At 69.0% G+C, this 26969-nt stretch carries 17 protein-coding genes; 12 read left to right on the forward strand and 5 right to left on the reverse strand.

The window, feature by feature from the left end; all coding sequences use genetic code 11:
- The first annotated feature begins 84 nt into the window (after positions 1–84).
- The 12 genes from OK345_RS09080 to OK345_RS09135 all read left to right on the forward strand — a co-directional run bounded on the left by OK345_RS09080 (position 85) and on the right by OK345_RS09135 (position 20531).
- On the forward strand, positions 85–2724 hold the full coding sequence (locus tag OK345_RS09080; RefSeq protein WP_265127646.1) for a methyl-accepting chemotaxis protein: 2640 nt from the start codon (positions 85–87) through the stop codon (positions 2722–2724).
- Between the two features lie 365 nt (positions 2725–3089).
- Positions 3090–5387, forward strand: a complete 2298-nt coding sequence (locus OK345_RS09085; protein WP_265127647.1) for a methyl-accepting chemotaxis protein — start codon at positions 3090–3092, stop codon at positions 5385–5387.
- 320 nt (positions 5388–5707) lie between these two features.
- Positions 5708–8365: a Cache 3/Cache 2 fusion domain-containing protein gene (locus OK345_RS09090; protein WP_265127648.1), complete on the forward strand. Its 2658-nt coding sequence runs from the start codon at positions 5708–5710 to the stop codon at positions 8363–8365.
- A 175-nt stretch (positions 8366–8540) separates the two neighbouring features.
- The gene (locus OK345_RS09095; RefSeq protein WP_265127649.1) at positions 8541–9323 is read left to right on the forward strand and encodes a flagellar brake protein; all 783 of its coding nucleotides are present in this window, start codon (positions 8541–8543) and stop codon (positions 9321–9323) included.
- 85 nt (positions 9324–9408) lie between these two features.
- Positions 9409–9900, forward strand: coding sequence for a chemotaxis protein CheW (locus tag OK345_RS09100; protein WP_265127650.1), 492 nt, complete (start codon positions 9409–9411; stop codon positions 9898–9900).
- A 143-nt stretch (positions 9901–10043) separates the two neighbouring features.
- On the forward strand, positions 10044–10427 hold the full coding sequence (locus tag OK345_RS09105; protein ID WP_265127651.1) for a hypothetical protein: 384 nt from the start codon (positions 10044–10046) through the stop codon (positions 10425–10427).
- A gap of 88 nt (positions 10428–10515) precedes the next feature.
- Positions 10516–12894, forward strand: coding sequence for a methyl-accepting chemotaxis protein (locus tag OK345_RS09110; protein ID WP_265127652.1), 2379 nt, complete (start codon positions 10516–10518; stop codon positions 12892–12894).
- Positions 12895–13223: 329 nt separating this feature from the next.
- Positions 13224–15374 carry a methyl-accepting chemotaxis protein gene (locus tag OK345_RS09115; RefSeq protein ID WP_306332092.1) on the forward strand — a complete coding sequence of 717 codons (2151 nt, stop codon included), beginning with the start codon at positions 13224–13226 and terminating at the stop codon, positions 15372–15374.
- Between the two features lie 20 nt (positions 15375–15394).
- Positions 15395–16255 (forward strand): CheR family methyltransferase, encoded by an 861-nt coding sequence (locus OK345_RS09120; RefSeq protein WP_265127653.1) that lies wholly within the window; start codon positions 15395–15397, stop codon positions 16253–16255.
- Positions 16252–16851: a chemoreceptor glutamine deamidase CheD gene (cheD, locus tag OK345_RS09125; protein ID WP_265127654.1), complete on the forward strand. Its 600-nt coding sequence runs from the start codon at positions 16252–16254 to the stop codon at positions 16849–16851. The genes OK345_RS09120 and cheD overlap by 4 nt, the downstream gene beginning before the upstream one ends.
- Entirely contained in the window at positions 16848–17921 is a 1074-nt protein-coding gene (locus OK345_RS09130) for a protein-glutamate methylesterase/protein-glutamine glutaminase (RefSeq protein WP_265127655.1), read from the forward strand. Before cheD ends, OK345_RS09130 begins: the two co-directional genes overlap by 4 nt.
- Positions 17922–17924: 3 nt before the next feature.
- Positions 17925–20531 carry a sensor domain-containing protein gene (locus OK345_RS09135; protein ID WP_265127656.1) on the forward strand — a complete coding sequence of 869 codons (2607 nt, stop codon included), beginning with the start codon at positions 17925–17927 and terminating at the stop codon, positions 20529–20531.
- A gap of 57 nt (positions 20532–20588) precedes the next feature.
- Here the strand turns inward: OK345_RS09135 and OK345_RS09140 are convergent, their stop codons facing one another.
- The 5 genes from OK345_RS09140 to OK345_RS09160 form a co-directional block, all read right to left on the reverse strand.
- Positions 20589–21212, reverse strand: a complete 624-nt coding sequence (locus OK345_RS09140) for a redoxin domain-containing protein (protein ID WP_265127657.1) — start codon at positions 21210–21212, stop codon at positions 20589–20591.
- Positions 21213–21275: 63 nt separating this feature from the next.
- Positions 21276–23306 carry a protein-disulfide reductase DsbD family protein gene (locus OK345_RS09145; protein ID WP_265127658.1) on the reverse strand — a complete coding sequence of 677 codons (2031 nt, stop codon included), beginning with the start codon at positions 23304–23306 and terminating at the stop codon, positions 21276–21278.
- Between the two features lie 283 nt (positions 23307–23589).
- Complete coding sequence (gene acnB, locus OK345_RS09150) at positions 23590–26175, reverse strand: bifunctional aconitate hydratase 2/2-methylisocitrate dehydratase (RefSeq protein WP_265127659.1); 2586 nt, start codon at positions 26173–26175, stop codon at positions 23590–23592.
- A gap of 39 nt (positions 26176–26214) precedes the next feature.
- Positions 26215–26613, reverse strand: coding sequence for a type II toxin-antitoxin system VapC family toxin (locus OK345_RS09155; protein ID WP_265127660.1), 399 nt, complete (start codon positions 26611–26613; stop codon positions 26215–26217).
- A 6-nt stretch (positions 26614–26619) separates the two neighbouring features.
- Positions 26620–26844 (reverse strand): AbrB/MazE/SpoVT family DNA-binding domain-containing protein, encoded by a 225-nt coding sequence (locus OK345_RS09160; protein ID WP_265127661.1) that lies wholly within the window; start codon positions 26842–26844, stop codon positions 26620–26622.
- Positions 26845–26969: the final 125 nt, after the last annotated feature.

Here is a 26969-nt window from a genome sequence, read left to right on the forward strand (position 1 = left end):
CTAAAGCAATCCCGCCCGTCGCCGATGCCGTAATCGAGTGCCGCGCCATTGCATGGATGCCCCACCCCCAGCCAGGTAGTTCCCATGACTGCTTTCCATCGCCGCCTGTTCTCGAACAGCATCGCCAGCCGCTTGATGCTCGGTACGGCACTGGTCGCCGTGCTCTCCTTCGGCCTGACCGCATTCATCAGCTATTTGCGCAGCAGCGACGCACTGCTGTCCACCTCGCGCACCAGCCTGGAAAACCTGGCGAACCTGGAAGCCCAGCGCATCGCCGCCGAACTGGCGCGCGGCTTCGAATCCAACGACGCCCTCGCCAGCAGCTTCCTGAGCCAGCGCCGGCAGGGTGCGCTGAGCCGCCAGGCCGCAAGCGGCGTCGTTCGGCAGCAGCTGGAAAGTCACCCCGAATGGGTCGGCATGGGCACGCTGTGGGAACCGCAGGCGTTCGACGGCAATGACCACGCCCACATCGACGCCGAGGGCCACGACGAGACCGGTCGCTTCATGAGCTACTGGGCGTGGCAGGGCGAATCCACGATCCAGGAGCCGCTGCGCGGCTATGAAGTTCCCGGCGACGGCGACTGGTACCTGCTGCCGCGGCAGCTGAAGAAGCCGATCGTGGTCGAGCCCTATACCTACCAGATCGGCGACCGCGACGTGCTGATGACCACGCTGGCCACGCCGATCCTGGAAAACGGCGAATACCTGGGCGTGCTGACCGTCGATTTCGCACTGGAGTCGCTGCAGCAGCGGCTCGGCCAGCTGAAACCGATGCAGCGCGGCTATGTGCGCCTGCTCTCGCCCGGCGGCATGATCATCGCCGACCGCGACCCGGCCAGGGTCGGCAGCCAGCTGGACGATGCGGCCACCCGCTCGATGCTGGCGGACGTGGCCCAGGGCAAGCTCGTGCTCTCCGAATCGCACAGCGACGAACTGGGCGAGGACGTGATCGCAACCTATGCCCCGCTGAAGATCGGCAACGCCGAACAGGCATTCGCACTGGGAGTGGTCGTTCCCCGCGAACTGCTCATGCAGCAGGCCCATGCGTTGCTGTGGACGATCATCCTGGTCGGCCTGGTGGCGGCGTCGGTGCTGTGCCTGGCGCTGTTCCTGCTGCTGCGCAAGCTGGTGTTCAAGCCGCTCACCGAAGCGGTGAAGGTTTCCGACGCCATCGCCGCCGGGCGCCTGGACAACACCATCCGGCACGAGCGCGACGACGAACTGGGCACCCTGCTCAGCGCCATGCAGCGCATGCAGGCGCAGCTGCGCTCGGTGATCGCCGCCCAGGGCGAGATGGCCCGCCAGCACGACGCCGGTGCCATCAGCTACCGCATGGACGATGCCGCGTTCCCCGGCGACTACGGTCGCATGGTGCGCGACACCAATGCCCTGGTCGCCTCGCACCTGGCGGCCATCGGCAGCGCCCAGCACATCATGCAGCGCTACTCCATCGGCGACCTCAGCCCGGACATGGAACGCCTGCCCGGCGAGAAGGCCAGCCTCACCGAAACCATGGACGCCACCAAGGCCAACCTCTCGGCCATCAATGCCGAGATCAAGCGCCTGGCCGGCGCCGCCGCCGCCGGCGACTTCAGCCAGCGTGGCGATCTGGACCGCTACCAGTACGATTTCCGCGACATGGTCGCCGGCCTCAACCGGCTGATGGAGACCACCGACGGCAACCTGGCCGAAGTCTCCGCCCTGCTGCAGGCCATCGCCCGCGGCGACCTCACCGTACGCATGGACGGCGACTTCCACGGCGTGTTCGCACGCATGCGCGACGACGCCAATGCCACCGTCGCCCAGCTCACCTCCATCGTCGGCCGCATCCAGGCCGCCGCTTCCAGCATCAACCTGGCCGCCTCCGAGATCGCCACCGGCAATACCGACCTGTCGCGCCGCACCGAGCAGCAGGCCGCCAACCTGGAAGAGACCGCCGCCTCGATGGAGGAACTGACCTCCACCGTGCGCCAGAACGCCGAGCACGCCCGCCAGGCCAACCAGCTGGCCATCGGCGCCCATGGCGTCGCCTCGCAGGGCGGCGAAGTCGTCGGCCAGGTGGTCACCACCATGAGCGCCATCGAGGCCTCGTCGAAGAAGATCGCCGACATCATCAGCGTCATCGACGGCATCGCCTTCCAGACCAACATCCTGGCGCTCAACGCCGCGGTGGAAGCGGCGCGGGCCGGCGAGCAGGGCCGCGGCTTCGCCGTGGTCGCCAGCGAGGTGCGCACCCTGGCCCAGCGCTCGGCCGGCGCCGCCAAGGAGATCAAGGGCCTGATCGACGACTCGGTCGAGAAGGTCAGCGAAGGCTCGCAGCTGGTGCACCAGGCCGGCACCACCATGGGCGAGATCGTCGGCAGCGTGCAGCGGGTCACCGACATCATGGCCGAAATCAGCGCGGCGTCGCAGGAACAGAGCGCCGGCATCGAGCAGGTCAACCAGACCGTCACCCAGATGGACGAAGCCACCCAGCAGAACGCCGCACTGGTCGAGGAAGCCACCGCCGCTGCCCGTTCGATGGAGGAACAGGCCAGCCAGCTGGCCGAGGCCGTGGCCGTGTTCCGGATCGAAGCCGGCCCGCAGCCGACCGGCAAGCCGGCGCCCGTGGTAGCCGCAACGGTGGCGACGCCGGTTGCGGCACATGCCCCGCGGCCGCCGGTCGCGGTCCGCCGCCGTGCCGAGCCGGCGTTGAGCGGGGATGGCGACTGGCAGGAATTCTGATCCCGCCAATCGCCACTGCGCGCCCTGCCCCGGAAACCCCCGCCTCGCGCGGGGGTCGTGCTTCAGGCCATGCCCAATCGCGCGGACGTGGCCTCGACCGCGCATCCGGCGCATCCGGCGCATCCGCGGCCACGTTCGTATTCACGGAAATGATTGCATGACGCGAATCACTTTTCCGCATCGCCATCGGCCACGGCACTGGAGACTCCGCTGGATCTGCCGATAAAGCGTTGCAGCAAGACATTTCGTGACCCGTGCGGCACGAACACGGCTGCGGTCCCGCACCCGCCTGAACCGGAAACAGCCAGATGAACGCCACTTCGCCATTCCGCGTCTTCAGTGACCTGCCATTGCAACGGAAATTCATGCTGATGCTCGCCATCCTGGCCATCGGCATCGTGACCCTGTGCGTGGTCACCGCCAAGCGCAACCACAGCGAACTGATCCAGAACGAACGCAAGGCCCTGCAGACCCGGGTGGAGGCGGCCCTGGCGATGGCCGACCGCTATGCCGACCTCGCCGAAGCCGGCGAACTGCCCGAAGAGGAAGCGCGGCAGCAGGCGCTGGCCGCCATCGAATCGCTGCGCAGCGCCAATGGCACCGACTACCTGTGGGTCAACGACGAACATCCCACCATGCTGATGCACCCGCACCAGACCGCGCTGAACGGCCAGGACCTCAGCGATGCCACCAGCGCCGACGGCAAGAAGATCTTCATCGAGATGGTCGCGCTCGGCCGTGCCCACGGCGGCGGCTTCCTCGACTACACCTGGCCCAAGCCCGGAGTCGAAGGCGCGGTGCAGAAGATCTCCTACGTCGGCCTGCACAAGCGCTGGGGCTGGATCGTCGGCAGCGGCGAGTACACCGACGACATCGCCGCGCGTGCCTGGAGCTTCGGCCGCGTGCTGATCATCGCCGGCGTGCTGGTGCTGCTGTCGGCGCTGCTGCCGTGCTGGCTCATCGCACGCTCCATCCTGCGCCCGCTGTCCGGCGCGCTGCGCGCCATCCAGGCCGTTTCGCATGGCGACCTGTCGGTGCGCGTGGACCACAGCTCGCGCGACGAGATCGGCCAGATGTACGCCGCCATCGGCGACATGATCGTCCATCTCAGGGAACGCACCGAACGCGACCAGGCGCTGGCCGCCGAGAACCTGCGCATCCGCACCGCGCTGGACGACGTCACCACCAACGTCATGATCGCCGACGCCGACCGCAACATCGTCTACGCCAACCGTCCGCTGCTGAAGATGCTGGCCGAGGTCGAGTCCGACATCCGCCGCGACCTGCCGGCCTTCGACGTGAGCCGCGTGGTCGGCAGCAACATCGACATCTTCCACCGCTGTCCCGAGCACCAGTCGCGGATGCTGGCCGAGCTGCGCGGCACCCACAGCACCCAGATCCACGTCGGCGGCCATACCATGCAGCTGATCATCAACCCGGTGGTCGATGGCGACGGCAACCACCGCGGGTTCGTGGTGGAATGGGCCGATCGCACGATCGAGGTGCAGGTCGAGCAGGAGTTCACCCGCATCGTCCGGGCCGCCGCCGCCGGCGACCTGAGCGGCCGCATCGCCACCGCCGGCAAGCAGGGCTTCCTGCTGGGGCTTTCCGAGCAGCTCAACGGACTGCTGGCCACCATCGCCGGCAGCATCGGCCAGGTGTCGTCGTTGCTGACCTCGCTGTCGCGCGGCGACCTGACCGTGCGCATGGACGGCGACTTCCAGGGGGTGTTCGCGCAGATGCGCGACGACGCCAACGCCACCGTCGCCCAGCTCACCGACATCGTCTCGCGCATCCAGAATGCCTCCGGCGCCATCAACGCCGCCGCCGGAGAAATCGCCGCGGGCAACGCCGACCTGTCGCGCCGCACCGAGCAGCAGGCCGCCAACCTGGAAGAGACCGCCGCCTCGATGGAGGAACTGACCTCCACCGTGCGCCAGAACGCCGAACACGCCCGCCAGGCCAACCAGCTGGCCATCGGCGCCCATGGCGTCGCCTCGCAGGGCGGCGAAGTCGTCGGCCAGGTGGTCACCACCATGAGCGCCATCGAGGCCTCGTCGAAGAAGATCGCCGACATCATCAGCGTCATCGACGGCATCGCCTTCCAGACCAACATCCTGGCCTTGAATGCCGCGGTGGAAGCCGCGCGTGCCGGCGAGCAGGGCCGCGGCTTCGCCGTGGTCGCCAGCGAGGTGCGCACCCTGGCCCAGCGCTCGGCCGGCGCCGCCAAGGAGATCAAGGGCCTGATCGACGACTCGGTCGAGAAGGTCAGCGAAGGCTCGCAGCTGGTGCACCAGGCCGGCACCACCATGGGCGAGATCGTGTCCTCGGTGCAGCGGGTCACCGACATCATGGCCGAAATCAGCGCGGCGTCGCAGGAGCAGAGCGCCGGCATCGAGCAGGTCAACCAGACCATCACCCAGATGGACGAGACCACCCAGCAGAACGCCGCGCTGGTCGAGGAAGCCACCGCCGCCGCCCGTTCGATGGAGGAACAGGCCAGCCAGCTGGCCGAGACCGTGGCCACCTTCCGCATCGACCCGTCGATTCCCGCCAGGGTCCAGGCCGCGATCGCCGCATCCCGGCCCGCCCGCGCCAAGCCCGCGGCCCCCAGGCCTGCCGTCCAGACGGTGGCCGAAAGCGCCGACTGGCAGGAGTTCTGACGGCCCGCTCCCCGTTCCTCGCCCCGCAAAGGCCCCGGCATCGCTGCCGGGGCCTTTTGCTTTCCGCCGTTCCGACAGCCGCAATGGCGGCTAAACCGGACGGGTGTCCGGATGGGCGGGCGCTAAACATTTTCGCAACTTCGCCGATACCAGCCACAAGTCACTGGTTTCCGCATTGATCCGGATCAATTCATGGGCCGCCCGCAGGTACCGCCGGGCGCCGGAATGGATCGGGCGATGCGGGCACCTGTCCGCCGGCATGACGCCGGCCATGCAACGCGAGGCACGGCAACCCGCGGAAAACGAGCTTCAGGAGCCCCATGAAAAATCTTTCGAATCTTTCCATCGGGGCGCGTCTTGCCCTGCTGGTGACCGTCGCGGTCGCCTTCGTGCTGCTGCTGTTGACCTGGCTGGTATACCGCCAGTCGGCCAGCGCCTACGAGACCAAGAGCCGCCAGGGCCTGGCCACCGCCACCCACGTCATGCAGGACACGATCGCGCTCTACGACCGTGCCCTGACCGAGGACACCGAGCGCCTGGCCGGCGGGCTCGCGGCGATGCTGCCGCCCGGCCCGGCGACCCAGGACCCGCACCACCTCCTGCAGCGCGGCGACTACTCGGTTCCCGACCTGAGCTTCGGCGGCAAGCGGCTGCCCAGCGACCATGCCGTCGTCGACCGTTTCACCGAAGGCACTTCCGCCGTGGCCACGGTGTTCTCGCGCACCGGCGACGACTTCGTGCGCATCTCCACCTCGCTGACCAACGACGCCGGCGAGCGGGTCATCGGCACCGCGCTGGACCATGCCCACCCCGCCTATCCGCTGGTCAGCAGCGGCCAGGCCTATACCGGCCGCGCCCGGCTGTTCGGCCGCGACTACATGACCCATTACCGGCCGCTGCTGGACAGCGACGGCAACGCCATCGGCATCCTGTTCGTCGGCGTGAACTACGGCGACGGACTGGCCGCGCTCAAGGAGCGCATGCGGCAGCTGGAGATCGGTGCCGGCGGCTACTTCTTCGTGGTCGACGACAGCGATGGCGACGGCAAGGGCGACCTGGTCGTGCACCCGTCCAGCGAGGGCGGGAAGGCCGATGCGCTGGTGGCCGAGCGCGACCGGGCGGCGTTCCGGGCCCTGGTCGACGGCGGCAACGGCGTGGCGGTGCTCGCGCTCGCCGGCAAGAGCGGCGAAGCGGCCGTTCCCGCCACCGTGACCGTGGAACGGTTCGCTCCCTGGAAGTGGACGCTGGTGGGCGTGGAACCGCGCACCCAGCTGACCGCCACGCTGAGGGGAATGATGGGCGTGATGCTGATGCTGTCGGCAGCCGCCATCGCGCTGCTGGCGACGCTGGTCTTCGTCGCCTCGCGCCGCATGGTCGGCAGGCCGCTGGCGCGCGCCGCCGCGGTCGCACGCCACATCGCCGCCGGCAAGCTGGACAACGCCATCGCCGTGCATGGCCGCGACGAGGCCGGCCAGCTGCTGGAAAGCATGGACACGATGCAGCGCCAGCTGCAGTCGGTGATCGCCGCCCAGGGCGAGATGGCCCGCCAGCACGATGCCGGCACCATCAGCTATCGCATGGACGAGACCCTCTTCCCCGGCGACTACGGCCGCATGGTGCGCGACACCAACGCCCTGGTCGCCTCGCACATCGCCGTCAAGCTGCGCCTGTGCCAGATCATGCAGCGCTATGCCATCGGCGACCTTTCCGAGGACATGGACCGCCTGCCCGGCGAGAAGGCGGTACTGACCGAGGCCATGGACACCACCAAGGCCAACCTCTCGGCCATCAACGCCGAGATCAAGCGCCTGGCCGGCGCCGCCGCCGCCGGCGACTTCAGCCAGCGTGGCGATCTGGACCGCTACCAGTACGATTTCCGCGACATGGTCGCCGGCCTCAACCGGCTGATGGAGACCACCGACGGCAACCTGGCCGAAGTCTCCGCCCTGCTGCAGGCCATCGCCCGCGGCGACCTCACCGTACGCATGGACGGCGACTTCCACGGCGTGTTCGCACGCATGCGCGACGACGCCAATGCCACCGTCGCCCAGCTCACCTCCATCGTCGGCCGCATCCAGGCCGCCGCTTCCAGCATCAACCTGGCCGCCTCCGAGATCGCCACCGGCAATACCGACCTGTCGCGCCGCACCGAGCAACAGGCCGCCAACCTGGAAGAAACCGCCGCCTCGATGGAGGAACTGACCTCCACCGTGCGCCAGAACGCCGAACACGCCCGCCAGGCCAACCAGCTGGCCATCGGCGCCCATGGCGTCGCCTCGCAGGGCGGCGAAGTCGTCGGCCAGGTGGTCACCACCATGAGCGCCATCGAGGCCTCGTCGAAGAAGATCGCCGACATCATCAGCGTCATCGACGGCATCGCCTTCCAGACCAACATCCTGGCGCTCAACGCCGCGGTGGAAGCCGCGCGGGCCGGCGAACAGGGCCGCGGCTTCGCGGTGGTCGCCAGCGAGGTGCGCACCCTGGCCCAGCGCTCGGCTGGCGCCGCCAAGGAGATCAAGGGCCTGATCGACGACTCGGTCGAGAAGGTCAGCGAAGGCTCGCAGCTGGTGCACCAGGCCGGCACCACCATGGGCGAGATCGTCGGCAGCGTGCAGCGGGTCACCGACATCATGGCCGAAATCAGCGCGGCGTCGCAGGAACAGAGCGCCGGCATCGAGCAGGTCAACCAGACCGTCACCCAGATGGACGAAGCCACCCAGCAGAACGCCGCACTGGTCGAGGAAGCCACCGCCGCTGCCCGTTCGATGGAGGAACAGGCCAGCCAGCTGGCCGAGGCCGTGGCCGTGTTCCGGGTCGAAGCCGGCCCGCAGCGGGCGGCCATCGTACCGACTGCGCCGCCGAAGCCCGGCACCGGCACCCGGTCGACGGCAAGGGCCGCTGCAGCGTCGCCCGGAACCGCCAGCACCACCCGCCCGCTGCCCATGGCGGTGGGCGAGGCCGACTGGCGGGAATTCTGACGTCCATTGGTCGTCGCGGGCCGCCGCTTCCCCGGTGGCGGCCCGTCCGCGTCCGACGGCGCGGATGACCACGCATGAACCGTAACTAAAGACCCCGGCCGGACGGCCGATACCGTTCCTGTCCACCCGCCTGCCAGATCCGCGGATGGCGTCCGGCCCACTTTTCCAAGACTCCATGTCCGAAGGCTCCGCGAACGCACCGCAAAGCTCCTCCGATCCCGCAACCGCGGAAACGGACGAGCGCTACCTGGTGCGCAACCCGCGCCAGATACGGCAGCTGCTGCAGGCCCTGATCGACAACCGGTCGCTGATCAACGCCCACCTCGGCGGCCGCGACCGCTCGTTCCCGACCGCGGTGCTGGAACTGGATCCCGATGGCGACTGGCTGCTGCTCGACGGCAGCCCGCAGGAGTCGGCCAACGCCGCGGCCGAACAGGCCAGCCACCTGCTGTGCTTCGCCCAGCTCGACCGGGTGATGGTGCGCTTCCGCCTGGAGAAGCTGAGCCGGGCTTCCAGCGGCGGCCATGCCGCGTTCCGCGCGCCCTTCCCCGAGGAGCTGTGCCACCTGCAGCGCCGCGAGCTGTACCGGCTGGAAACCCCGATCACCGACTCGCCGATCTGCACGGTACCGGTCAGCGACGATGGCACCCGAACGACCGAATTCCGGGTACTGGACATCAGCGGCGGCGGCATCGCGCTCGCCCTGCCGCCCGAGCAGCGGCTGTTCTCGCTGCAGAAACGCTACCCGGGCTGCCTGCTGAAGCTGCCCGATGCCGCCCCGATCCAAGTGGCGCTGGTGGTATGCAACATGTTCCGGCAGACCCTGCCCAACGGCACCGAGCAGCAGCGGGTGGGGCTGCGCTTCGACGAACTGCCGCGCGGCGCCGACGCCGCCATCCAGCGCTACATCTTCCGCATCGAGCGCCAGCGCAGCGCCCGCAAGAACGGCGACCTGTAGGCCCGCCGCTAAAGTCGCGCCGCGCGCCGCCGATATCCGTGCTGTACCCCGCCCCACAGGGCCCACGCCAGGATCAGGAACCGCGATGAACGACAAGCACACCAGCACCGCTGCCAGCGCCGGCGGCGAGTACCTCAGCTTCACGCTCGGCAACGAGCACTACGGCGTGGACATCCTGAAAGTGCAGGAAATCCGCGGCTACGACTCGGTCACCAAGGTTCCCGACGCCCCGGACTACATCAAGGGCGTGATCAACCTGCGCGGCACCATCGTCCCGGTCATCGACCTGCGCCTGAAGCTGCGCCTGGACGAGGCGCGCTACGACGCCTTCACCGTGATGATCGTGCTCAACGTCGAGGACCGCGTGGTCGGCATCGTCGTGGACAGCGTGTCCGACGTGATCCCGCTGGCCGCCGAGCAGATCCGCCCCACCCCCGAGTTCGGCGCCGCCGTCGATACCCGCTTCATCTCCGGTATCGGCACCCAGGACGACCGCATGCTGATCCTGCTGGACATCGAGACCCTGCTCGACAGCGCCGACCTGGGCCAGGCCAAGGTGGTCGAGGAAGCCGCCTGAGCCCCAACGGCGGCCCGGGGGGCGCGGATGAATACGACCTTGGTCGAAATTCCCCCTTCAGTTGTGCACCCGGCGGCCGATAGCTGATCCATGACCCTGTCCGCGAAGGTCAGGTCGCCTCTATCCAACCGGAGATCCTCCCGATGAAAACCCTGCTCCCCCTGCTCACGGCTGCCGTCCTGGCAGCATCCGCCTCCGCCAACGTGGCCCAGGCCGCCGAAATGATTCCGCCGGAACTGGCACCGCGCAACGCGGGCAAGGACGGCATGGTCTGCGGCAAGGTCGAGAAGGCCCGCTACGCCGAAGGCTCCGAAGGCCAGCCGACCTTCCTGCACATGGGCGGCGCCTTCCCGCGCCACACCTTCTCCGCGCGCATCGCCGGCAGCAACCGCGGCAAGTTCGGCTTCCCGCTGGAATCGCTGGAAGGCAAGGACGTGTGCGTGATCGGCAAGATCCAGCGCGACGCCTCGCGCGCCGAGATCGAGGTCAGCTCGCCGGCCGGCCTGAAGCTGGCCAACATCAAGTAAGACCCGTTTTGCGTGGCGCCGGCTCCGGCCGGCGCGTTTGCCGGCCCGGGCAGCATTGCCCGGGAGAGTCATTGGAGATTGCGACCCCATGCAGTGGATCAACAACCTCAAACTGATGCCGAAGCTGATGCTCACCTTCGGTGTTGTCCTGTTCGTGATGCTGGTCCAGGGCATCGTCGCCTACCGTGGCCTGGGTTCGCTCAACGCCGTGACCACCGACCTGTCCCAGGTCCGGATGGAGAGCATGCTCACCGCCGGCGAACTGCGTGGCCTGGTCGGCGAGTACCGCAACGTGGCCTACCAGGGCCTGATCCGCGCCAGTGACGACGTCAAGGCCGACGCCAAGAAACAGTCGGTGGAACTGCGCGAGAAGATCGACACCGCGATCGCGGAATACCCCAAGCTGATCGACGACGCCCAGCAGCGCAAGCTGTTCGACGCCTTCGTCGCCGACTGGAAGGAGGCCCTGGTCTCCTACGACAGCGTGGTCGAACTGCAGGAACTGGACCTGCCCGACGACGCCATCGACACCTTCGTCGGCGAGACCCGTACCCTGCACCGCGAGGCCGCCAATTCGCTGGCCACCCTGATCGCCGACGACAACCGCCGCGCCCACGAGGCCGGCGATACCGCCGCCGCCACCTATTCCTCCTCCTCGCTGCTGATGCTCGTCGCGCTGCTGGTCGGCGCCGCCTCCGGGCTGGTGCTGGTGTGGCTGTTCGCCCGCTCGCTGGTCGGCAGCATGCGTGGCGCCGTGGCCACCGCCAACGAAGTGGCAAGCGGCAAGCTCGATGGCCACATCGACGTCTCCCGTGCCGACGAAGTGGGCGAGCTGCTGCGCGCCATGCAGCACATGCAGCACGACCTGCGCGAACGGATCGAACGCGACGAGAAGATCGCGCAGGAAAACCTGCGCATCCGCACCGCGCTGGACTACTCCTCCACCGGCGTCTACATCACCGACCCCAAGCTGGACATCGTCTACGCCAACCGGGCCCTGCAGAACCTGCTGGGCGGCTACGCCGACGAAGTGGCCAAGAGCCTGCCGGAGTTCGACCCGGCGACCCCGCTGGTCGGCAAGCCGGTGACCTATCTCGAGATCGGCGGCCAGGTGGACAATGCGCTGGTCGCCACCCTGGAGCGCGACGGCAACGTCCGCCGCGAACTGCAGCTGGGCGACGTCCAGGTGGCACAGAGCATCTCGATCATCCGCGACGCCGAAGGCGCCCCGGTCGGCAACGTCGTCGAATGGCGCGACCGCACCGCCGAAGCGCAGGTCGAGCAGGAAGTCGCCCGCGTGATCCGCTCCGCCGCCGCCGGCGACCTGTCCGAGCGCATCGATGCCGAGGGCAAGGAAGGCTTCTTCCTGCAGCTCGCGCAGCAGCTCAACAGCCTGCTGGATGCCAACGCCAGCAGCATCGAGCAGATCTCGGCCCTGCTGTCGGCGCTGTCGCACGGCGACCTGACCGTACGCATGCACGGCGATTTCCAGGGCGTGTTCGCGCAGATGCGCGACGACGCCAACGCCACCGCCGAGCAGCTCACCGGCATCGTCAGCCGCATCAAGCAGTCCTCGGTATCGATCAACTCGGCCGCCGGCGAGATCGCTTCGGGCAACGCCGACCTGTCGCGCCGCACCGAGCAGCAGGCCGCCAACCTGGAAGAGACCGCCGCCTCGATGGAGGAACTGACCTCCACCGTGCGCCAGAACGCCGAGTCCGCGCGCCAGGCCAACCAGCTGGCCATCGGCGCCGCTTCCGTCGCCTCGCAGGGCGGCGAAGTGGTCAGCCAGGTGGTCACCACCATGAGCACCATTGAGGCCTCGTCGAAGAAGATCGCCGACATCATCAGCGTCATCGACGGCATCGCCTTCCAGACCAACATCCTGGCGCTCAACGCGGCGGTGGAAGCCGCCCGTGCCGGTGAGCAGGGCCGCGGCTTCGCCGTGGTCGCCTCGGAAGTACGCACCCTGGCCCAGCGCTCGGCCGGCGCCGCCAAGGAGATCAAGGGCCTGATCGACGACTCGGTCGGCAAGGTCTCCGACGGTTCGGCACTGGTCCGCAAGGCCGGCACCACGATGAGCGAGATCGTCAGCAGCGTGCAGCGGGTCACCGACATCATGGCCGAGATCTCGGCCGCCTCGCAGGAGCAGAGCGCCGGCATCGAGCAGGTCAACCAGACCATCACCCAGATGGACGAGACCACCCAGCAGAACGCCGCGCTGGTGGAGGAAGCCACCGCCGCCGCGCGCGCGATGGAGGAACAGGCGGTGAACCTGGCCAACGAGGTCGCCGTGTTCCGCCTGGACGAAGACGCCGTCTCCGCCGACGCCGTGGCGCCACCGTCGCTGCAGGCCGCCCCACGGCCGATCGCGGTGGCCGCTGCCTCCCCGGCCGCCGCGCCGCGGGCCAAGGCGCCCCGCGCAGCCGCGGTGGAAGCGGCCGATTCGGACTGGCAGGAATTCTGAGCCCGTCCCTTCGCCGTCCGTGACGATCGGGCCCCGGTGCGCTGCACCGGGGCTTTTTCGTATCCCGGCATCGCCACGGACGTCGCTCCCGCAAGGGTTTCCCGGCGCGGGCGGCCGCGACGTCGGTCGCGGGCTTCCCGAACCCCTCCCGCGGATCGGCAAAGCCCTTTTCCTGCGGCCCGCCAGCAGGGATGCCCGGCTGCCAGGTTTTGCAACCGGCCCTCAACCTGGCGCCGATACCGCCGATAACGAAGGAGACCCCCCTCTGGGCGGGCAGCCCCCGGCCGTCTGGCAGCCGCGCTGCGCCGTCCTTCTCCTAGAGCTATCCGATGAAAATATCCCAGGCCTGGTCCCGCTACATCTCCAACATATCGGTCAGGCGCAAGCTGAACCTGCTTACCGGATTGATCGCCGCCGGCGTGATCCTGCTGTCCATCTGCGCCGCGCGCATGCAGTACCTGGACCTGAGGGACACCCGCGAGGCAGCGCTGAAGATCCAGGTGGAGCTCACCTACGGCATCCTCGACCACTACAGGCGCCTGATCGACTCGGGCGAACTTGGCGAAGAGGCCGCCAAGGAAGCCGCACTGATGGCGCTGGAAACCATGCGCGCCGACAACGACATCCACTACTACACCGTGTACGACACCGGCCACGTTCTGCTGATGCATCCGTTCCGCAAGGACCTGGTCGGCAAGAACGTCAAGGACTACCGTACCGACGACGGCGTGCAGGTCTACTTCGAACAGGTCAACGCCGCGCGCAACGGCGGTGGCTTCGTCTCTTTCCGCTGGGCCAAGCCCGGCGAGGACGGCACCGTGGAGAAGGCCACCTATGCCGGCCTGTACCAGCCGTGGAACTGGGTCGTCACCACCGGCGTGTACATGGACGAAGTGCAGCAGCAGGCGCTGGTGTTCACCGGGGTGATGACGGCCACCGGCGGTGTGCTGGTCCTGATCGTGTTCGTGCTGAGCTGGACCATCGGCAACCGCATCGCGGTACCGCTGCGCCGCGCCACCGCCGTGGCCGATGCCATCGCCAATGGCCGCCTCGACAACGAGATCGGCGCCCAGCCGCAGGATGAACCCGGACGCCTGCTGGAGAGCATGCGCGGCATGCAGACGCGGCTGCAGTCGGTGATCGCCGCCCAGGGCGGAATGGCCCGCCAGCACGACGCCGGCGCGTTGAGCTACCGCATCGACGACAGCGCCTTCCCCGGCGACTACGGCCGCATGGTGCGCGAGACCAACGATCTGGTCGGCTCGCATGTGCAGGTGCAGAACCGCCTGATCGAGGTGATGAAGCACTACGCCGTCGGCGACCTGTCGGTGGACATGGACCGCCTGCCCGGCGAGAAGGCCGCCATCACCGAGGCCATGGACGCCACCAAGGCCAACCTCTCGGCCATCAATGCCGAGATCAAGCGCCTGGCCGGCGCCGCCGCCGCCGGCGACTTCAGCCAGCGTGGCGATCTGGACCGCTACCAGCACGACTTCCGCGACATGGTCGCCGGCCTCAACCGGCTGATGGAGACCACCGACGGCAACCTGGCCGAAGTCTCCGCCCTGCTGCAGGCCATCGCCCGCGGCGACCTCACCGTACGCATGGACGGCGACTTCCACGGCGTGTTCGCACGCATGCGCGACGACGCCAATGCCACCGTCGCCCAGCTCACCTCCATCGTCGGCCGCATCCAGGCCGCCGCTTCCAGCATCAACCTGGCCGCCTCCGAGATCGCCACCGGCAATACCGACCTGTCGCGCCGCACCGAGCAGCAGGCCGCCAACCTGGAAGAGACCGCCGCCTCGATGGAGGAACTCACCTCCACCGTGCGCCAGAACGCCGAACACGCCCGCCAGGCCAACCAGCTGGCCATCGGTGCGCATGGCGTCGCCTCGCAGGGCGGCGAAGTCGTCGGCCAGGTGGTCACCACCATGAGCGCCATCGAGGCCTCGTCGAAGAAGATCGCCGACATCATCAGCGTCATCGACGGCATCGCCTTCCAGACCAACATCCTGGCCTTGAATGCCGCGGTGGAAGCCGCGCGGGCCGGCGAGCAGGGCCGCGGTTTCGCTGTGGTCGCCAGCGAGGTGCGCACCCTGGCCCAGCGCTCGGCCGGCGCCGCCAAGGAGATCAAGGAGCTGATCGAGGACTCGGTCGGCAAGGTCGGCGAAGGCTCGCAACTGGTGCACCAGGCCGGTACCACCATGGGCGAGATCGTGTCCTCGGTGCAGCGGGTCACCGACATCATGGCCGAAATCAGCGCGGCGTCGCAGGAACAGAGCGCCGGCATCGAGCAGGTCAACCAGACCGTCACCCAGATGGACGAGACCACCCAGCAGAACGCCGCGCTGGTCGAGGAAGCCACCGCCGCCGCGCGCGCGATGGAGGAACAGGCCAATCACCTGGCCGAGGCTGTGGCCGTGTTCCGGATCGAAGCCGAACAACCATCCAGCCGCCGCCTGTACGCCGTGCACTGACGCCAGAGAGCCCTTCAGCCATGACCCTCACCGCCTCCAGCCCCCCGTCCAGCGGCCATCGCGATTTCGAGTTCAGCGACCGCGACTTCCGTCGCGTCTGCGAACTGATCCACCAGCGGGCCGGCATCGCGCTGGCCCCGGCCAAGCGCGACATGGTCTACGGGCGGCTGTCGCGGCGGTTGCGCGCCCTGGGGCTGCGCTCGTTCCAGGACTACCTGGACCGGCTGGAAGGCGAAGGCGGCGATGAATGGCAGGCCTTCACCAACGCGCTGACCACCAACCTGACCTCGTTCTTCCGCGAACCGCACCACTTCGAGAAGCTGCGCGAGGAACTGCAGGCACGCGCCCACCGCGCGCCGTTGCAGATCTGGTCGTGCGCCGCCTCCACCGGCGAGGAACCGTACTCGCTGGCGATCACCGCCTGCGAGACCTTCGGCACGCTGACCCCGCCGGTGCGCATCCTCGCCACCGACGTCGACACCCAGGTGCTGGCCACCGCCTCGCAGGGCGTGTATCCGGTCGAGCGCATCGCCAGCCTCGATCCGGCGATCAAGCGGCGCTATTTCCAGCGCGGCACCGGTCCCAACGAGGGCAAGTGCCGGGTGGCGCCGGCGTTGCGCCAGCTGATCGAGTTCCGCCCGCTGAACCTGCTGGCCCCGCGCTACGACGTCGGCGGTCCGTACGACGCCCTGTTCTGCCGCAACGTGATGATCTACTTCGACAAGCCCACCCAGCGCGCCATCCTTTCGCGGCTGGTGCAGCACATGGGCGACGACGGCCTGCTCTACACCGGCCATTCGGAGAACTACCTGCACGCCGCCGACCTGATCCAGCCGTGCGGCCGCACCCTCTATCGCCGGGTGCGCGGAGCGGGCGCATGAGCGTTGCCGCCACCGCACTCGACGACGTGATGCGCTATCGCGACAGTCGCTTCCAGACCATCGCCGCCAAGCTGCTGCCCACCCAGTACCTGGTGGTCGACGACGACACCGCGCTGACCACCACGCTGGGCTCGTGCGTAGCCGCCTGCATCCGCGACCCGGTGCTCAAGATCGGAGGCATGAACCACTTCCTGCTGCCCGAGGGCAACGTCGGCGACGGCGCCCCGGCGCGCTACGGCAGCTACGCGATGGAGCTGCTGATCAACGACATGCTCAAGCGCGGCGCCCACCGCAAGCGGCTGGAAGCCAAGGTATTCGGCGGCGCCAACGTGCTCAAGGGCTTCACCAGCAATCCGGTCGGCACCCGCAACGCCGAGTTCGTGCGCCAGTACCTGCAGGCCGAGCACATCCCGATCATCGCCGAGGACCTGTGCGGCATCCATCCGCGCAAGGTCTGGTTCTTCCCGGAGACCGGCCGCGTGGTGGTGCAGCGCCTGCCGCATGCGCACGAGGCCGAAGTGGCCGCCGCCGAATCGGCGGTGCGTGCCCGCCTGTCCAAGGCCCCGGTCACCGGCGGCGTGGAGCTGTTCGAATGAACACGGACAGCCCCTGCCGCGTCCTGATCGTCGACGACTCGGCCGTGGTGCGGCAGATCCTCAGCGAGATCCTGGCGCGCGATCCCGGCATCGAGGTGGTCGGCTCGGCCTCCGATCCGTTGCTGGCGCGCGAGAAGATCAAGCGCCTGAACCCGGACGTCATCACCCTGGACGTGGAAATGCCGCGGATGGACGGCCTGGCCTTCCTCGAGAACCTGATGCGGCTGCACCCGATCCCGGTGGTGATGGTGTCCTCGCTGACCGAGCGCGGCGCCGACACCACGCTGCAGGCGCTGTCGCTGGGCGCGGTCGACTTCGTCGCCAAGCCCAAGCTCGACATCGCGCGCGGCCTGCAGGAATACGCCGACGAGATCACCGCCAAGGTCAAGATGGCCGCCCGCTCGCGGGTGCGCGCGCTCGCCCGCCCTCCCACCGTCAAGCGCACCCTGGAGCCGCTCGCCAGCGGCAGCGCAAGCTCGCTGAAGTTCCGCACCACCGACCGCCTGATCGCCATCGGCGCATCCGCCGGCGGCACCGAGGCGCTGCGGGTGGTGCTCGAAGGCATGCCGGCCGACGCCCCGGCGGTGGTGATGACCCAGCACCTGCCGGCAGGTTTCAGCAGCGCCTTCGCCGAACGCCTGGACCGGCATTCGGCCATGGCGGTGCGCGAAGCCAGCGACGGCGAGGCGATCCTCCCCGGCCACGCCTACCTGCCACCGGGCGGCCGCCACCTGCGGGTGATCCGCGACGGCGCCCGCTGGCGCTGCCGGATCGACGATGGTCCGCCGGTCAACCTGCACAAGCCGGCGGTGGACGTGCTGTTCCGCTCGGTGGCGATCAGTGCCGGCGCCAATGCCATCGGCGTGATCCTCACCGGCATGGGCGACGATGGCGCCCGCGGCCTGCTGGAAATGCTGCAGGCCGGCGCGCCGACGATGGTGCAGGACGAGGCCAGCAGCGTAGTCTGGGGCATGCCCGGCGCCGCCTTCAAACTCGGCGCGGCCCAGGAAGTGCTGCCGCTGGATCGTATCGCCCCACGCCTCATCGCCCTCTCCCAACAGACCAGGTAGACGATGGCCAACGCCCCCGCTGGAAGACCGCATGGCACCGACGATGCAGCGCCCGGTCACGATCCGGTCGCGGCGGCGCCCCTGTTCGGCGATGCGCCGCAGGACGGCGAACTGCTGCTGCGCGGCTTGCGCCAGGCAGCCGACGGCATGGTCGTGGTGGACGATCAGGGCCGCGTGCTGCTCTACAACCCCGCCGCCGAAGCGCTTTGCGGAGTGCCCTGCGAGCAGGTGCTCGGGCAGCCGCTGGACGTGCTGCTGCCACCGGGCAGCGGCGACAGCCTGGTCGCGCGCCTGAAGAGCCGCCGGGGCAAACCCCGCTCGTCCGGCCCCTGCCTGCTGGCGCACAGCGTCGACGGCGTTTCGCGCATGCTGTCCGTGACCCTGTCGAGCGTAAGGCAGGGCCGTCGCCGGCTGCACATCGCCCTGCTCCGCGACGCCAGCAGCCAACCGCAGCACGAGAAGCAGGCACGGCAGCTGTCGCAGGCGCTGGACTGCAGCGAGAACGCGATCGTCATCTGCGACCGCCACACCCGGATCCAGTACGCCAGCGCCGCCTTCACCCGCCTGTTCGGCTATCCGGCCGAGGCCGCGCTGAACCGCCGCCCGCGCGACTTGCTCAGCGGTCCGTACACCGATGTCGCCACCCTCAGGCAACTCGAAGAACACCGCCGCGCCGGCCAGCCTTACCAGACCGACGTGCTGGTCTACCGCAGCGACGGCACCCCGCTGTGGATCTACACCGCCTGCACCCCCGTGCCCGACGCGAACGGCGAGTTCAACAGTTTCGTCATCGTCTTCAGCGACGTCACCCAGGCCAAGACCAACCGGATACTGCACGACAAGGTGCTCGACGCGCTGGTGCGCGAACAGCCGCTGCGCGAATCGATGGCGCTGATCTGCCAGGAGGTGGAACGGGTGGCGCCGGACCTGCTCGCCTCGGTGATCTGCATCGACCAGGAGCAGCGGATGCGGCCGCTGGCCGCCCCCAGCGTGCCGCCCGCCTTCAGCGAGCTCATCAACGGCGTGACCATCGGGCCGAACGTCGGCGCCTGCGGCACCGCGGCGTGGCGCGGACGGTCGGTGGTGGTGGCCGACATCGCCAACGACCCGCTGTTCGCCGGCTTCCGCGACCAGGCGCTGTCCCAGGGTCTGCGTGCCTGCTGGTCCAATCCGATCAAGTCCAGCACCAACCAGGTGCTGGGCACGCTGGCGTTCTACTATCGCGAGCCGCGCCTGCCCGCGCCCTGGCATGCGCAGCTGGCCGAACTGTGCGTGCACCTGTGCGCGCTGGCGCTGGAACGCGAGCAGACCAAGGCCCGCGTGCACCAGCTGGCGTTCTACGATTCGCTGACCGGCCTGCCCAACCGCATGATGTTCAACGCCCGCGCCGAGCAGGCGCTGGCCACCGCCGAACACAACGGCGAACCGGTCGCGGTGCTGTTCGTCGACCTCGACCGCTTCAAGCGCATCAACGAGACCCAGGGCCATGCCGCCGGCGACGGCCTGCTGCGCGACATCGCCCGTCGCCTGGGCGAAACCGCCGGCAGCGGCGCGCTGGTCGGCCGCCAGGCCGGCGACGAGTTCGTGCTGCTGCTGCCGCAGTGCGGCGCCGAGCAGGCCGCCGGCGTGTCCGAGCGGCTGCTGGGCGCGCTGGCCGAATCGCTGGTGGTCGGCCACATGACCGTGCACACCAGCGCCAGCATCGGCGTGGCGATGTTTCCCGACGACGGCCTCGACATCGACACCCTGCTGCGGCACGCGGACCTGGCGATGTTCCGCGCCAAGGACGAAGGCGGCGGCAGCTTCCGCTTCTTCAGCCCGGACATGAACCGGCTGGCGCAGGAACGGATCGCGATGGAGACCGCGCTGCGCGAGGCGCTGCGCCGCGACCAGCTGCACCTGCACTACCAGCCGCAGCTGTGCAGCCGCACCCAGCAGCTGTACGGCGTGGAAGCGCTGCTGCGCTGGGAGCACCCGCAGCTGGGACCGATATCGCCGGCGCGGTTCGTGCCGATGGCCGAGGAATGCGGCCTGGTCGAGGAGATGGGCAACTGGGTATTGCGGCAGGCCTGCCGGCAGATGGCCGACTGGCGCCGGCGCGGCGTCGCGGTGCCGCGGGTCTCGGTCAACCTGTCGGCCAGCAGTTTCGACAGCGCCACCCTGCCCGCCCAGCTGCAGCAGCTGCTGGCCGACCACCGGCTGCAGCCGCAGGACCTGGTGCTGGAGATCACCGAGAGCGTGATGCTGTCGCCGCAGGCGCGGGTGCTGCACAACCTGGACGCGATCCAGAAGCTGGGCATCGACCTGTCGCTGGACGATTTCGGCACCGGCTATTCCAGCCTGAGCCACCTGCACCGCCTGCCGATCAACGAGCTGAAGCTGGACATGAGCTTCGTGCGCGACATCGAGCACAGCGAGACTGCGCGCACGCTGATCACCTCGGTGCTGCGCATCGGCGAAAACCTGCGCAAGCACGTGGTGGCCGAAGGCGTGGAGACCGAGATCCAGCGCCGCTTCCTCGCCGACGAGGGCTGCGAAGTGCTGCAGGGCTACCTGTTCTCGCCGGCGCTGCCGGCGCGGGAACTGGAAGCCTGGATCGGCCGCGACTGACGCGGCATCCACGCTTCCCGCCCCGGCCCGGCGTCCGCCGGACCGGGACATCCGTGCTTACTCGGCGTACTTGACCGTGCAGCCGTAGGCCTGCGTGGCCGGCGTGGTGACCGGCTGGCCGGCCTGCGCCTCGGCCAGTGCGGTGGTCGCGTAGTTGGTGGCGCCGGCGATGCTGGCCGGGTTGGCCGAGCTGTCGCTGTCGATGGCGCCGGCATAGACCACCGTGCCCTTGGGGTCGACGATGAAGATGTGCGGCGTGGTCTTGGCGCCATAGGCGCGGCCGACATCGCCGCTGGCATCCAGCAGGAACGGTGCGCTGGCGCCCAGCTTGTACTCCTTGGCCACGTCCAGCGCCTGGCTCGGGGTCAGGTAGCCCTGCTTGCCCTCGGCCGAGGAAATCACCGTCAGCCACTTCGCGCCCTTGGCGATGGCCGCGGCCTGGGTCTTGGGAATGTTGTCGCTGAGCACGTAGTGCTTCTTCACGAACGGGCAGTCCTTGTTGAACCACTCCAGCACCAGCCACTGGCCGGCGTAGTCCTTCAGCTCATGGGTCTCGCCCTTGGCATCCTTCACGCTGAACGCGGGAGCCGGCTGGCCGGGTACCGCGGCAGCCTGGGCGAACAGGGGCAGCGCCAGGAGCATGGCGCCGCAGGTGCGGACAAGCAGTTTCTGCAGTTTCAAGGTCGATCCTCCTCTCGGGTCGCCGGCGGGCCGGCAGGGACGGGCACGGCGCAGGCGATGCGGTCAGAACAGCTCCCGTATCGCATCCGCGCTGAGTATCTGCGGAAGCATCCGTGCTTCGCCGCCATCGGCGGGATAGAACACATACACCGGCACCGAATTGCGCCCCAGCCTGGCCAGGGATTCGGTGATGTCGGCATCGTAACGGGTCCAGTCGGCGCGGATGCGCAGCACGTCGTTGTCCTCGAACAGCGCCTGCACCTCGCGCGTGTCCAGCACCACCGCCTTGTTCACCTGGCAGGTGATGCACCAGGCCGCGGTGTAGTCGATGAACACCGCCTGCCCCTGCGCACGCGCCTGGGCGATGCGCGCGCCGTCGTACGGCTGCCATTGCGCCTGGGCCGGGGCCTGTTGTTGCGGCGGCTCCAGGGTCGGTGCCTGGCGGATGCCGATCGCCAGCACCAGCGCGCTGACCGCCAGTGCCGCCCAGCGCCACAGGCGGCCGGAGCGCTTCGCCAGCCAGATCGCGAACGACACCAGCAGGATCGCGCCGCCGCCCAGCAGCCAGCCGCCGTCGCCGCCCAGCCGGCCCAGCACCCACAGCAGCCACAGCACCGTGGCGAACAGCGGGAACGCCAGGAACTGGCGCAGGCTGTCCATCCACGGTCCCGGCCGCGGCAGGCGCCGGGTCAGGCCGGGACTGGCGGCCAGCAGCAGGAACGGCGCCGCCAGTCCCGCGCCGAGCCCGACGAAGATCGCCATCGCCTGCGGCGCCGGCAGGGTCGCCGAGGCGCCCAGCGCCGCGCCCATGAACGGGCCGGTGCACGGCGCGGCCACGAACACCGCCAGCACGCCGGTGGCGAAGGAACCGCCGCCGCCCTTCCCCGCCAGCCGCATCAGGCCATGGCCGAATTCGAAGATGCCGAGAAAACCCAGCGCCATCACCCAGAACAGCAGCACCAGGGCCAGCACCACCGCCGGCGACTGCAGCTGGAATCCCCAGCCCACCGCGGCTCCGCCGGCACGCAGCGCCAGGAACAGGCCGCCCAGCGCCGCGAACGTGGCCAGCACGCCGGCGGTGTAGAGCAAACCCTCGCGCAGCCGGTGCCGCAGCGCGGCCGCGTCCTGTCCGCCTCCGATCAGGCTGAACAGCTTGATCGCCAGCACCGGGAACACGCAGGGCATCAGGTTGAGGATGACGCCGCCGGCGAAGGCCAGCAGCAGGAGCACCCACAGCGCCGTGGCGCCGTCGCCGGCAACGGCCGGCAGCGATGGCGATGCGCCCTGCGTCAACGGAACATCGAAGGCCCAGGCGCGCTCGTCGGCGACCAGCACGAAGCCGAGCCGCGGCGGCGGCGCCACGCCGGCGTTGCTGGCGAAGCGCAACTGCCAGCCCCCCTGCACGGCAGTGGCCTGCGGCATTGCCGGGGAAACGAAGGCGCCATCCCCGGGATAGAGCCGGGGAGCGGTCTGGCCCGGTCCTTCCACTGCCAGCACCAGCGCACCGTCGCCCTCCTGGCGGGCGCTCTCGATCCGCCAGGGGCTCTCCGCGGCAGGTTGCGGCAGACGGGCCGCGAAGGCATCGCGCACCGCCAGCAACTGCGGCGGCCAGCGGCTGGCATCGGCGACCGGACGCTCCAGCGTCAGCTGGCCGAATCCGGGAATGCAGTCCTCCTTGCACACCAGCCATTCCAGATCGAGCGTCAGCTCGACCCGGTCGCTGCCCGGCGCGGGCGTCAGGTCGAACAGATAGGCGACGTCGCCCTCGTAGCCGATGTTGGTCAGGTGCGCGATCGGCAGGCGCTCGGGCCAGGGCCACAGGATCTGGCCCACCTGCGCGTTGCCGGCAAAGTCGAAACGCGGCGCCGCGCCGGAATCGCCGGGATTGAGCCAGTAGACGTGCCATTCCGGGTCCACCTCGAAATGCACGCCCAGCCGTTCCGTGCCGCTGCCCAGCGCCTCCGGCGCCAGCCACTGGATGCGTACGTGGTCGGCCTCGATGGCCTCGCCGGCGGCGGCAGGCGACGACGGCAGGCACAGCAGCAGCCAGAGCAGCGGATGTGCCAGCGCGTGGAAGATTCGTCCAGGAGCCATTCGCATCGGGCGTTCGGGTCTGCGGATGAGCCTGCGATAGTAATCGCAGCGGTGCCGGAATCGGGCCTCATGGGGCGAAAAGGCTTCCCATCCGGGGCGGAGGCGCATTCCCGGGCTGTCCGGTCGCTGCTCGAAAAGCTCGCGACTGACGTCGCTCCTACAAGGGCGGGAATGCGCTGTAGGAGCGACGTCAGTCGCGACCGATGGGGCGCCGCCCCCGCGACGAAGCCCATGAAAAACGCCCGGCAATGCCGGGCGTTCGTATTGCGCATCGTCGCGCGGATCAGGCGGCGACGGTATCGGCCACTTCCTTGTAGTCCTGGATCTGGTCGAAGTTCATGTAGCGGTAGATCTGCGCGCCGTTGGCGTTGATCACGCCGATATCGGCCATGTACTCCTCCCTGGACGGGATCTTGCCCAGGCGGGCGCAGATCGCGGCCAGTTCCGCCGAACCCAGGTACACGTTGGTGTTGCGGCCCAGGCGGTTGGGGAAGTTGCGGGTGCTGGTGGACATCACCGTCGCGCCTTCGCGCGCCTGCGCCTGGTTGCCCATGCACAGCGAGCAGCCCGGCATCTCCATGCGCGCGCCGGCGGTGCCGAAGGTGCCGTAGTGGCCTTCCTTGGTCAGCTCCGAGGCGTCCATCTTGGTCGGCGGGGCGACCCACAGGCGCGTGGGGATGTCGCGCTTGCCTTCCAGCAACTTGGCCGCGGCGCGGAAGTGGCCGATGTTGGTCATGCACGAACCGATGAACACCTCGTCGATCTTGGCGCCGGCCACGTCGGACAGGGTCTTCACGTCGTCCGGGTCGTTCGGGCAGGCCACGATCGGCTCGTGGATGTCGGCCAGGTCGATCTCGATGACCGCGGCGTACTCGGCGTCGGCATCCGGCTCCAGCAGCTGCGGGTCGGCCAGCCAGGCCTCCATCTTCTCGATGCGGCGGGCCAGCGAACGGGCGTCCTGGTAGCCCTCGGCGATCATCCACTTCAGCAGCGTGATGTTGCTGTTGAGGTACTCGATGATCGGCTCCTTGTTCAGGCGCACCGAGCAACCGGCGGCCGAACGCTCGGCCGAGGCGTCGGACAGTTCGAACGCCTGCTCCACCTTCAGCTCCGGCAGGCCTTCGATCTCGAGGATGCGGCCGGAGAAGATGTTCTTCTTGCCGGCCTTGGCCACGGTCAGCAGGCCCTGCTTGATCGCGTACAGCGGGATCGCGTTGACCAGGTCGCGCAGGGTCACGCCGGGCTGCATTTCACCCTTGAAGCGCACCAGCACCGACTCGGGCATGTCCAGCGGCATCACCCCGGTGGCCGCGGCGAAGGCGACCAGGCCGGAACCGGCCGGGAACGAGATGCCCACCGGGAAACGGGTGTGCGAGTCGCCGCCGGTGCCGACGGTGTCGGGCAGCAGCATGCGGTTGAGCCAGCTGTGGATCACGCCGTCGCCCGGACGCAGCGAGATGCCGCCGCGGGTGGAGATGAACTCCGGCAGGGTGTGGTGGGTCTTGACGTCGACCGGCTTCGGGTACGCGGCGGTGTGGCAGAACGACTGCATCACCAGGTCGGCCGAGAAGCCCAGGCAGGCCAGGTCCTTCAGCTCGTCGCGGGTCATCGGGCCGGTGGTGTCCTGCGAGCCGACCGAGGTCATCTTCGGCTCGCAGTAGGTGCCCGGGCGCATGCCCTGGCCTTCCGGCAGGCCGCAGGCGCGGCCGACCATCTTCTGCGCCAGCGAGAAGCCCTTGCCGTTGTCGGCCGGCTGCACCGGCAGGCGGAACAGGTCGGTCGGGGCCAGGCCCAGCGCCTCGCGCGCCTTGGCGGTCAGGCCGCGGCCGATGATCAGCGGGATGCGGCCGCCGGCGCGCACCTCATCGAACAGCACGTCGGACTTCACCTTGAACTCGGCGATGACCTGGCCGTCCTTGAGCGCCTTGCCCTCGTACGGACGCAGCTCGACCACGTCGCCCATGTTCATCTGCGACACGTCCAGCTCGATCGGCAGCGCGCCGGCGTCTTCCATGGTGTTGTAGAAGATCGGCGCGATCTTGGAACCCAGGCACACGCCGCCGAAGCGCTTGTTCGGGATGAACGGGATGTCCTCGCCGGTGAACCACAGCACCGAGTTGGTGGCCGACTTGCGGCTGGAGCCGGTGCCGACCACGTCGCCGACGTAGGCGACCAGGTGGCCCTTGTCCTTCAGCGACTCGATGAACTTGACCGGGCCGCGCTTGCCGTCCTCTTCCGGCTCGATGCCGTCGCGCTTGTTCTTCAGCATCGCCAGCGCGTGCAGCGGGATGTCCGGGCGGGTGGTGGCGTCCGGGGCCGGCGACAGGTCGTCGGTGTTGGTCTCGCCGGTCACCTTGAACACGGTGATGGTCAGGCTTTCCGGCACTTCCGGGCGGCTGGTGAACCACTCGGCATCGGCCCAGCTGCGCAGCACGGCCTGGGCATTGGCGTTGCCGGCCTTGGCCTTCTCCTGCACGTCGTGGAAGGCGTCGAACACCAGCAGGGTCTTCTTCAGCGCATCGGCGGCGATCGCGCCGACGACGGCGTCGTCCAGCAGCTGGATCAGCGGCGCGACGTTGTAGCCGCCGAGCATGGTGCCCAGCAGTTCGGTGGCGCGCTCGCGCGTGATCAGCGCGTTCTGCTCGCTGCCGAACGCGATCGCGGCCAGGTACGAGGCCTTGACCTTGGCGGCGTCGTCCACACCGGCCGGGACGCGGTGGGTCAGCAGGTCGAGCAGGAACTGCTCCTCGCCGGCCGGCGGGTTCTTCAGCAGCTCGATGACGTCGGCCGTCTGCTGCGCGCTCAGCGGCAGCGGCGGGATGCCGAGCGCGGCGCGCTCGGCTACGTGGTGGCGGTAGGCTTCCAACATGACAACTCCCGGGTATTGCGGTTTAAAGGGTGAATGGGCTCAGGCTTGCGGCACGATCAGCTTCAGGCCCTTGAAGTAGTCGCGGTAAAACTTGTCGTTCCAGGTGATCAGGCCGTCGCACTGCAGCAGCGCGTGCGCCCCGACCATGAAATCGTCGATGCGGCGGTTGCCGCCGCCGCGCTGGCGATGGCGGCGATGCATCTCGCCGGCGCGCAGCGCCGACTTGGCTTCCAGCGGACTGAAATGGATGCCCATCTCCTCCAGCGCTTCCTGCACCTCGGCGCCACCGCGCAGCGAGGCGCAGATCTCGGCCAGGGTGGTACCGCAGACGACCACCCGCCCGCCGACCAGCGCCTGGCGCAGGCAGGACTCCACGGCATCGGCCTGCGGGCCGTTGCTGAGCAGTTCGATCAGCACGGGGGAATCGACGGCGATCATCCGGCCTTATTCCTCGTCGCGCACCGTGCGCACGGCCGCGGCCGACGACTCGAAGCCGTCCAGCGCGAACTTGCCGCGGGCGCGCGAGATGGCGTCGTCCACGCTCTTGCGCAGGATGATGCGGCTGCCGTCCAGCTCGACCTTCAGCAAGGTGCCCTTGGTCAGGCCGAGCGCGTCGCGGACCGCCTTGGGCAAGGTGATCTGTCCGCGTTCTGCAACAGTGGCTTCCATCGGCGGGCCCTCCAAAGTATGCACAAATTATACATACTCTCCGCGTCATACTTCCACCCCGCCGCAGGCCAGGGCCGGGCTGCGGCCTTGCAGTGCAAAGGATCTGCCGCAGCGATGACATCGGA

Source organism: Xanthomonas chitinilytica, from assembly GCF_026107455.2.
In the GTDB taxonomy this organism is placed as follows: domain Bacteria; phylum Pseudomonadota; class Gammaproteobacteria; order Xanthomonadales; family Xanthomonadaceae; genus Stenotrophomonas; species Stenotrophomonas chitinilytica.

Coding starts and splice junctions, on each gene's coding strand:
- OK345_RS09080 (WP_265127646.1), top strand. CDS start 85: ATGACTGCTTTCCATCGCCGCCTGTTCTCGAACAGCATCGCCAGCCGC.
- OK345_RS09085 (WP_265127647.1), top strand. CDS start 3,090: ATGCTGATGCTCGCCATCCTGGCCATCGGCATCGTGACCCTGTGCGTG.
- OK345_RS09090 (WP_265127648.1), top strand. CDS start 5,708: ATGAAAAATCTTTCGAATCTTTCCATCGGGGCGCGTCTTGCCCTGCTG.
- OK345_RS09095 (WP_265127649.1), top strand. CDS start 8,541: ATGTCCGAAGGCTCCGCGAACGCACCGCAAAGCTCCTCCGATCCCGCA.
- OK345_RS09100 (WP_265127650.1), top strand. CDS start 9,409: ATGAACGACAAGCACACCAGCACCGCTGCCAGCGCCGGCGGCGAGTAC.
- OK345_RS09105 (WP_265127651.1), top strand. CDS start 10,044: ATGAAAACCCTGCTCCCCCTGCTCACGGCTGCCGTCCTGGCAGCATCC.
- OK345_RS09110 (WP_265127652.1), top strand. CDS start 10,516: ATGCAGTGGATCAACAACCTCAAACTGATGCCGAAGCTGATGCTCACC.
- OK345_RS09115 (WP_306332092.1), top strand. CDS start 13,224: ATGAAAATATCCCAGGCCTGGTCCCGCTACATCTCCAACATATCGGTC.
- OK345_RS09120 (WP_265127653.1), top strand. CDS start 15,395: ATGACCCTCACCGCCTCCAGCCCCCCGTCCAGCGGCCATCGCGATTTC.
- cheD (WP_265127654.1), top strand. CDS start 16,252: ATGAGCGTTGCCGCCACCGCACTCGACGACGTGATGCGCTATCGCGAC.
- OK345_RS09130 (WP_265127655.1), top strand. CDS start 16,848: ATGAACACGGACAGCCCCTGCCGCGTCCTGATCGTCGACGACTCGGCC.
- OK345_RS09135 (WP_265127656.1), top strand. CDS start 17,925: ATGGCCAACGCCCCCGCTGGAAGACCGCATGGCACCGACGATGCAGCG.
- OK345_RS09145 (WP_265127658.1), bottom strand. CDS start 23,306: ATGGCTCCTGGACGAATCTTCCACGCGCTGGCACATCCGCTGCTCTGG.
- acnB (WP_265127659.1), bottom strand. CDS start 26,175: ATGTTGGAAGCCTACCGCCACCACGTAGCCGAGCGCGCCGCGCTCGGC.
- OK345_RS09155 (WP_265127660.1), bottom strand. CDS start 26,613: ATGATCGCCGTCGATTCCCCCGTGCTGATCGAACTGCTCAGCAACGGC.
- OK345_RS09160 (WP_265127661.1), bottom strand. CDS start 26,844: ATGGAAGCCACTGTTGCAGAACGCGGACAGATCACCTTGCCCAAGGCG.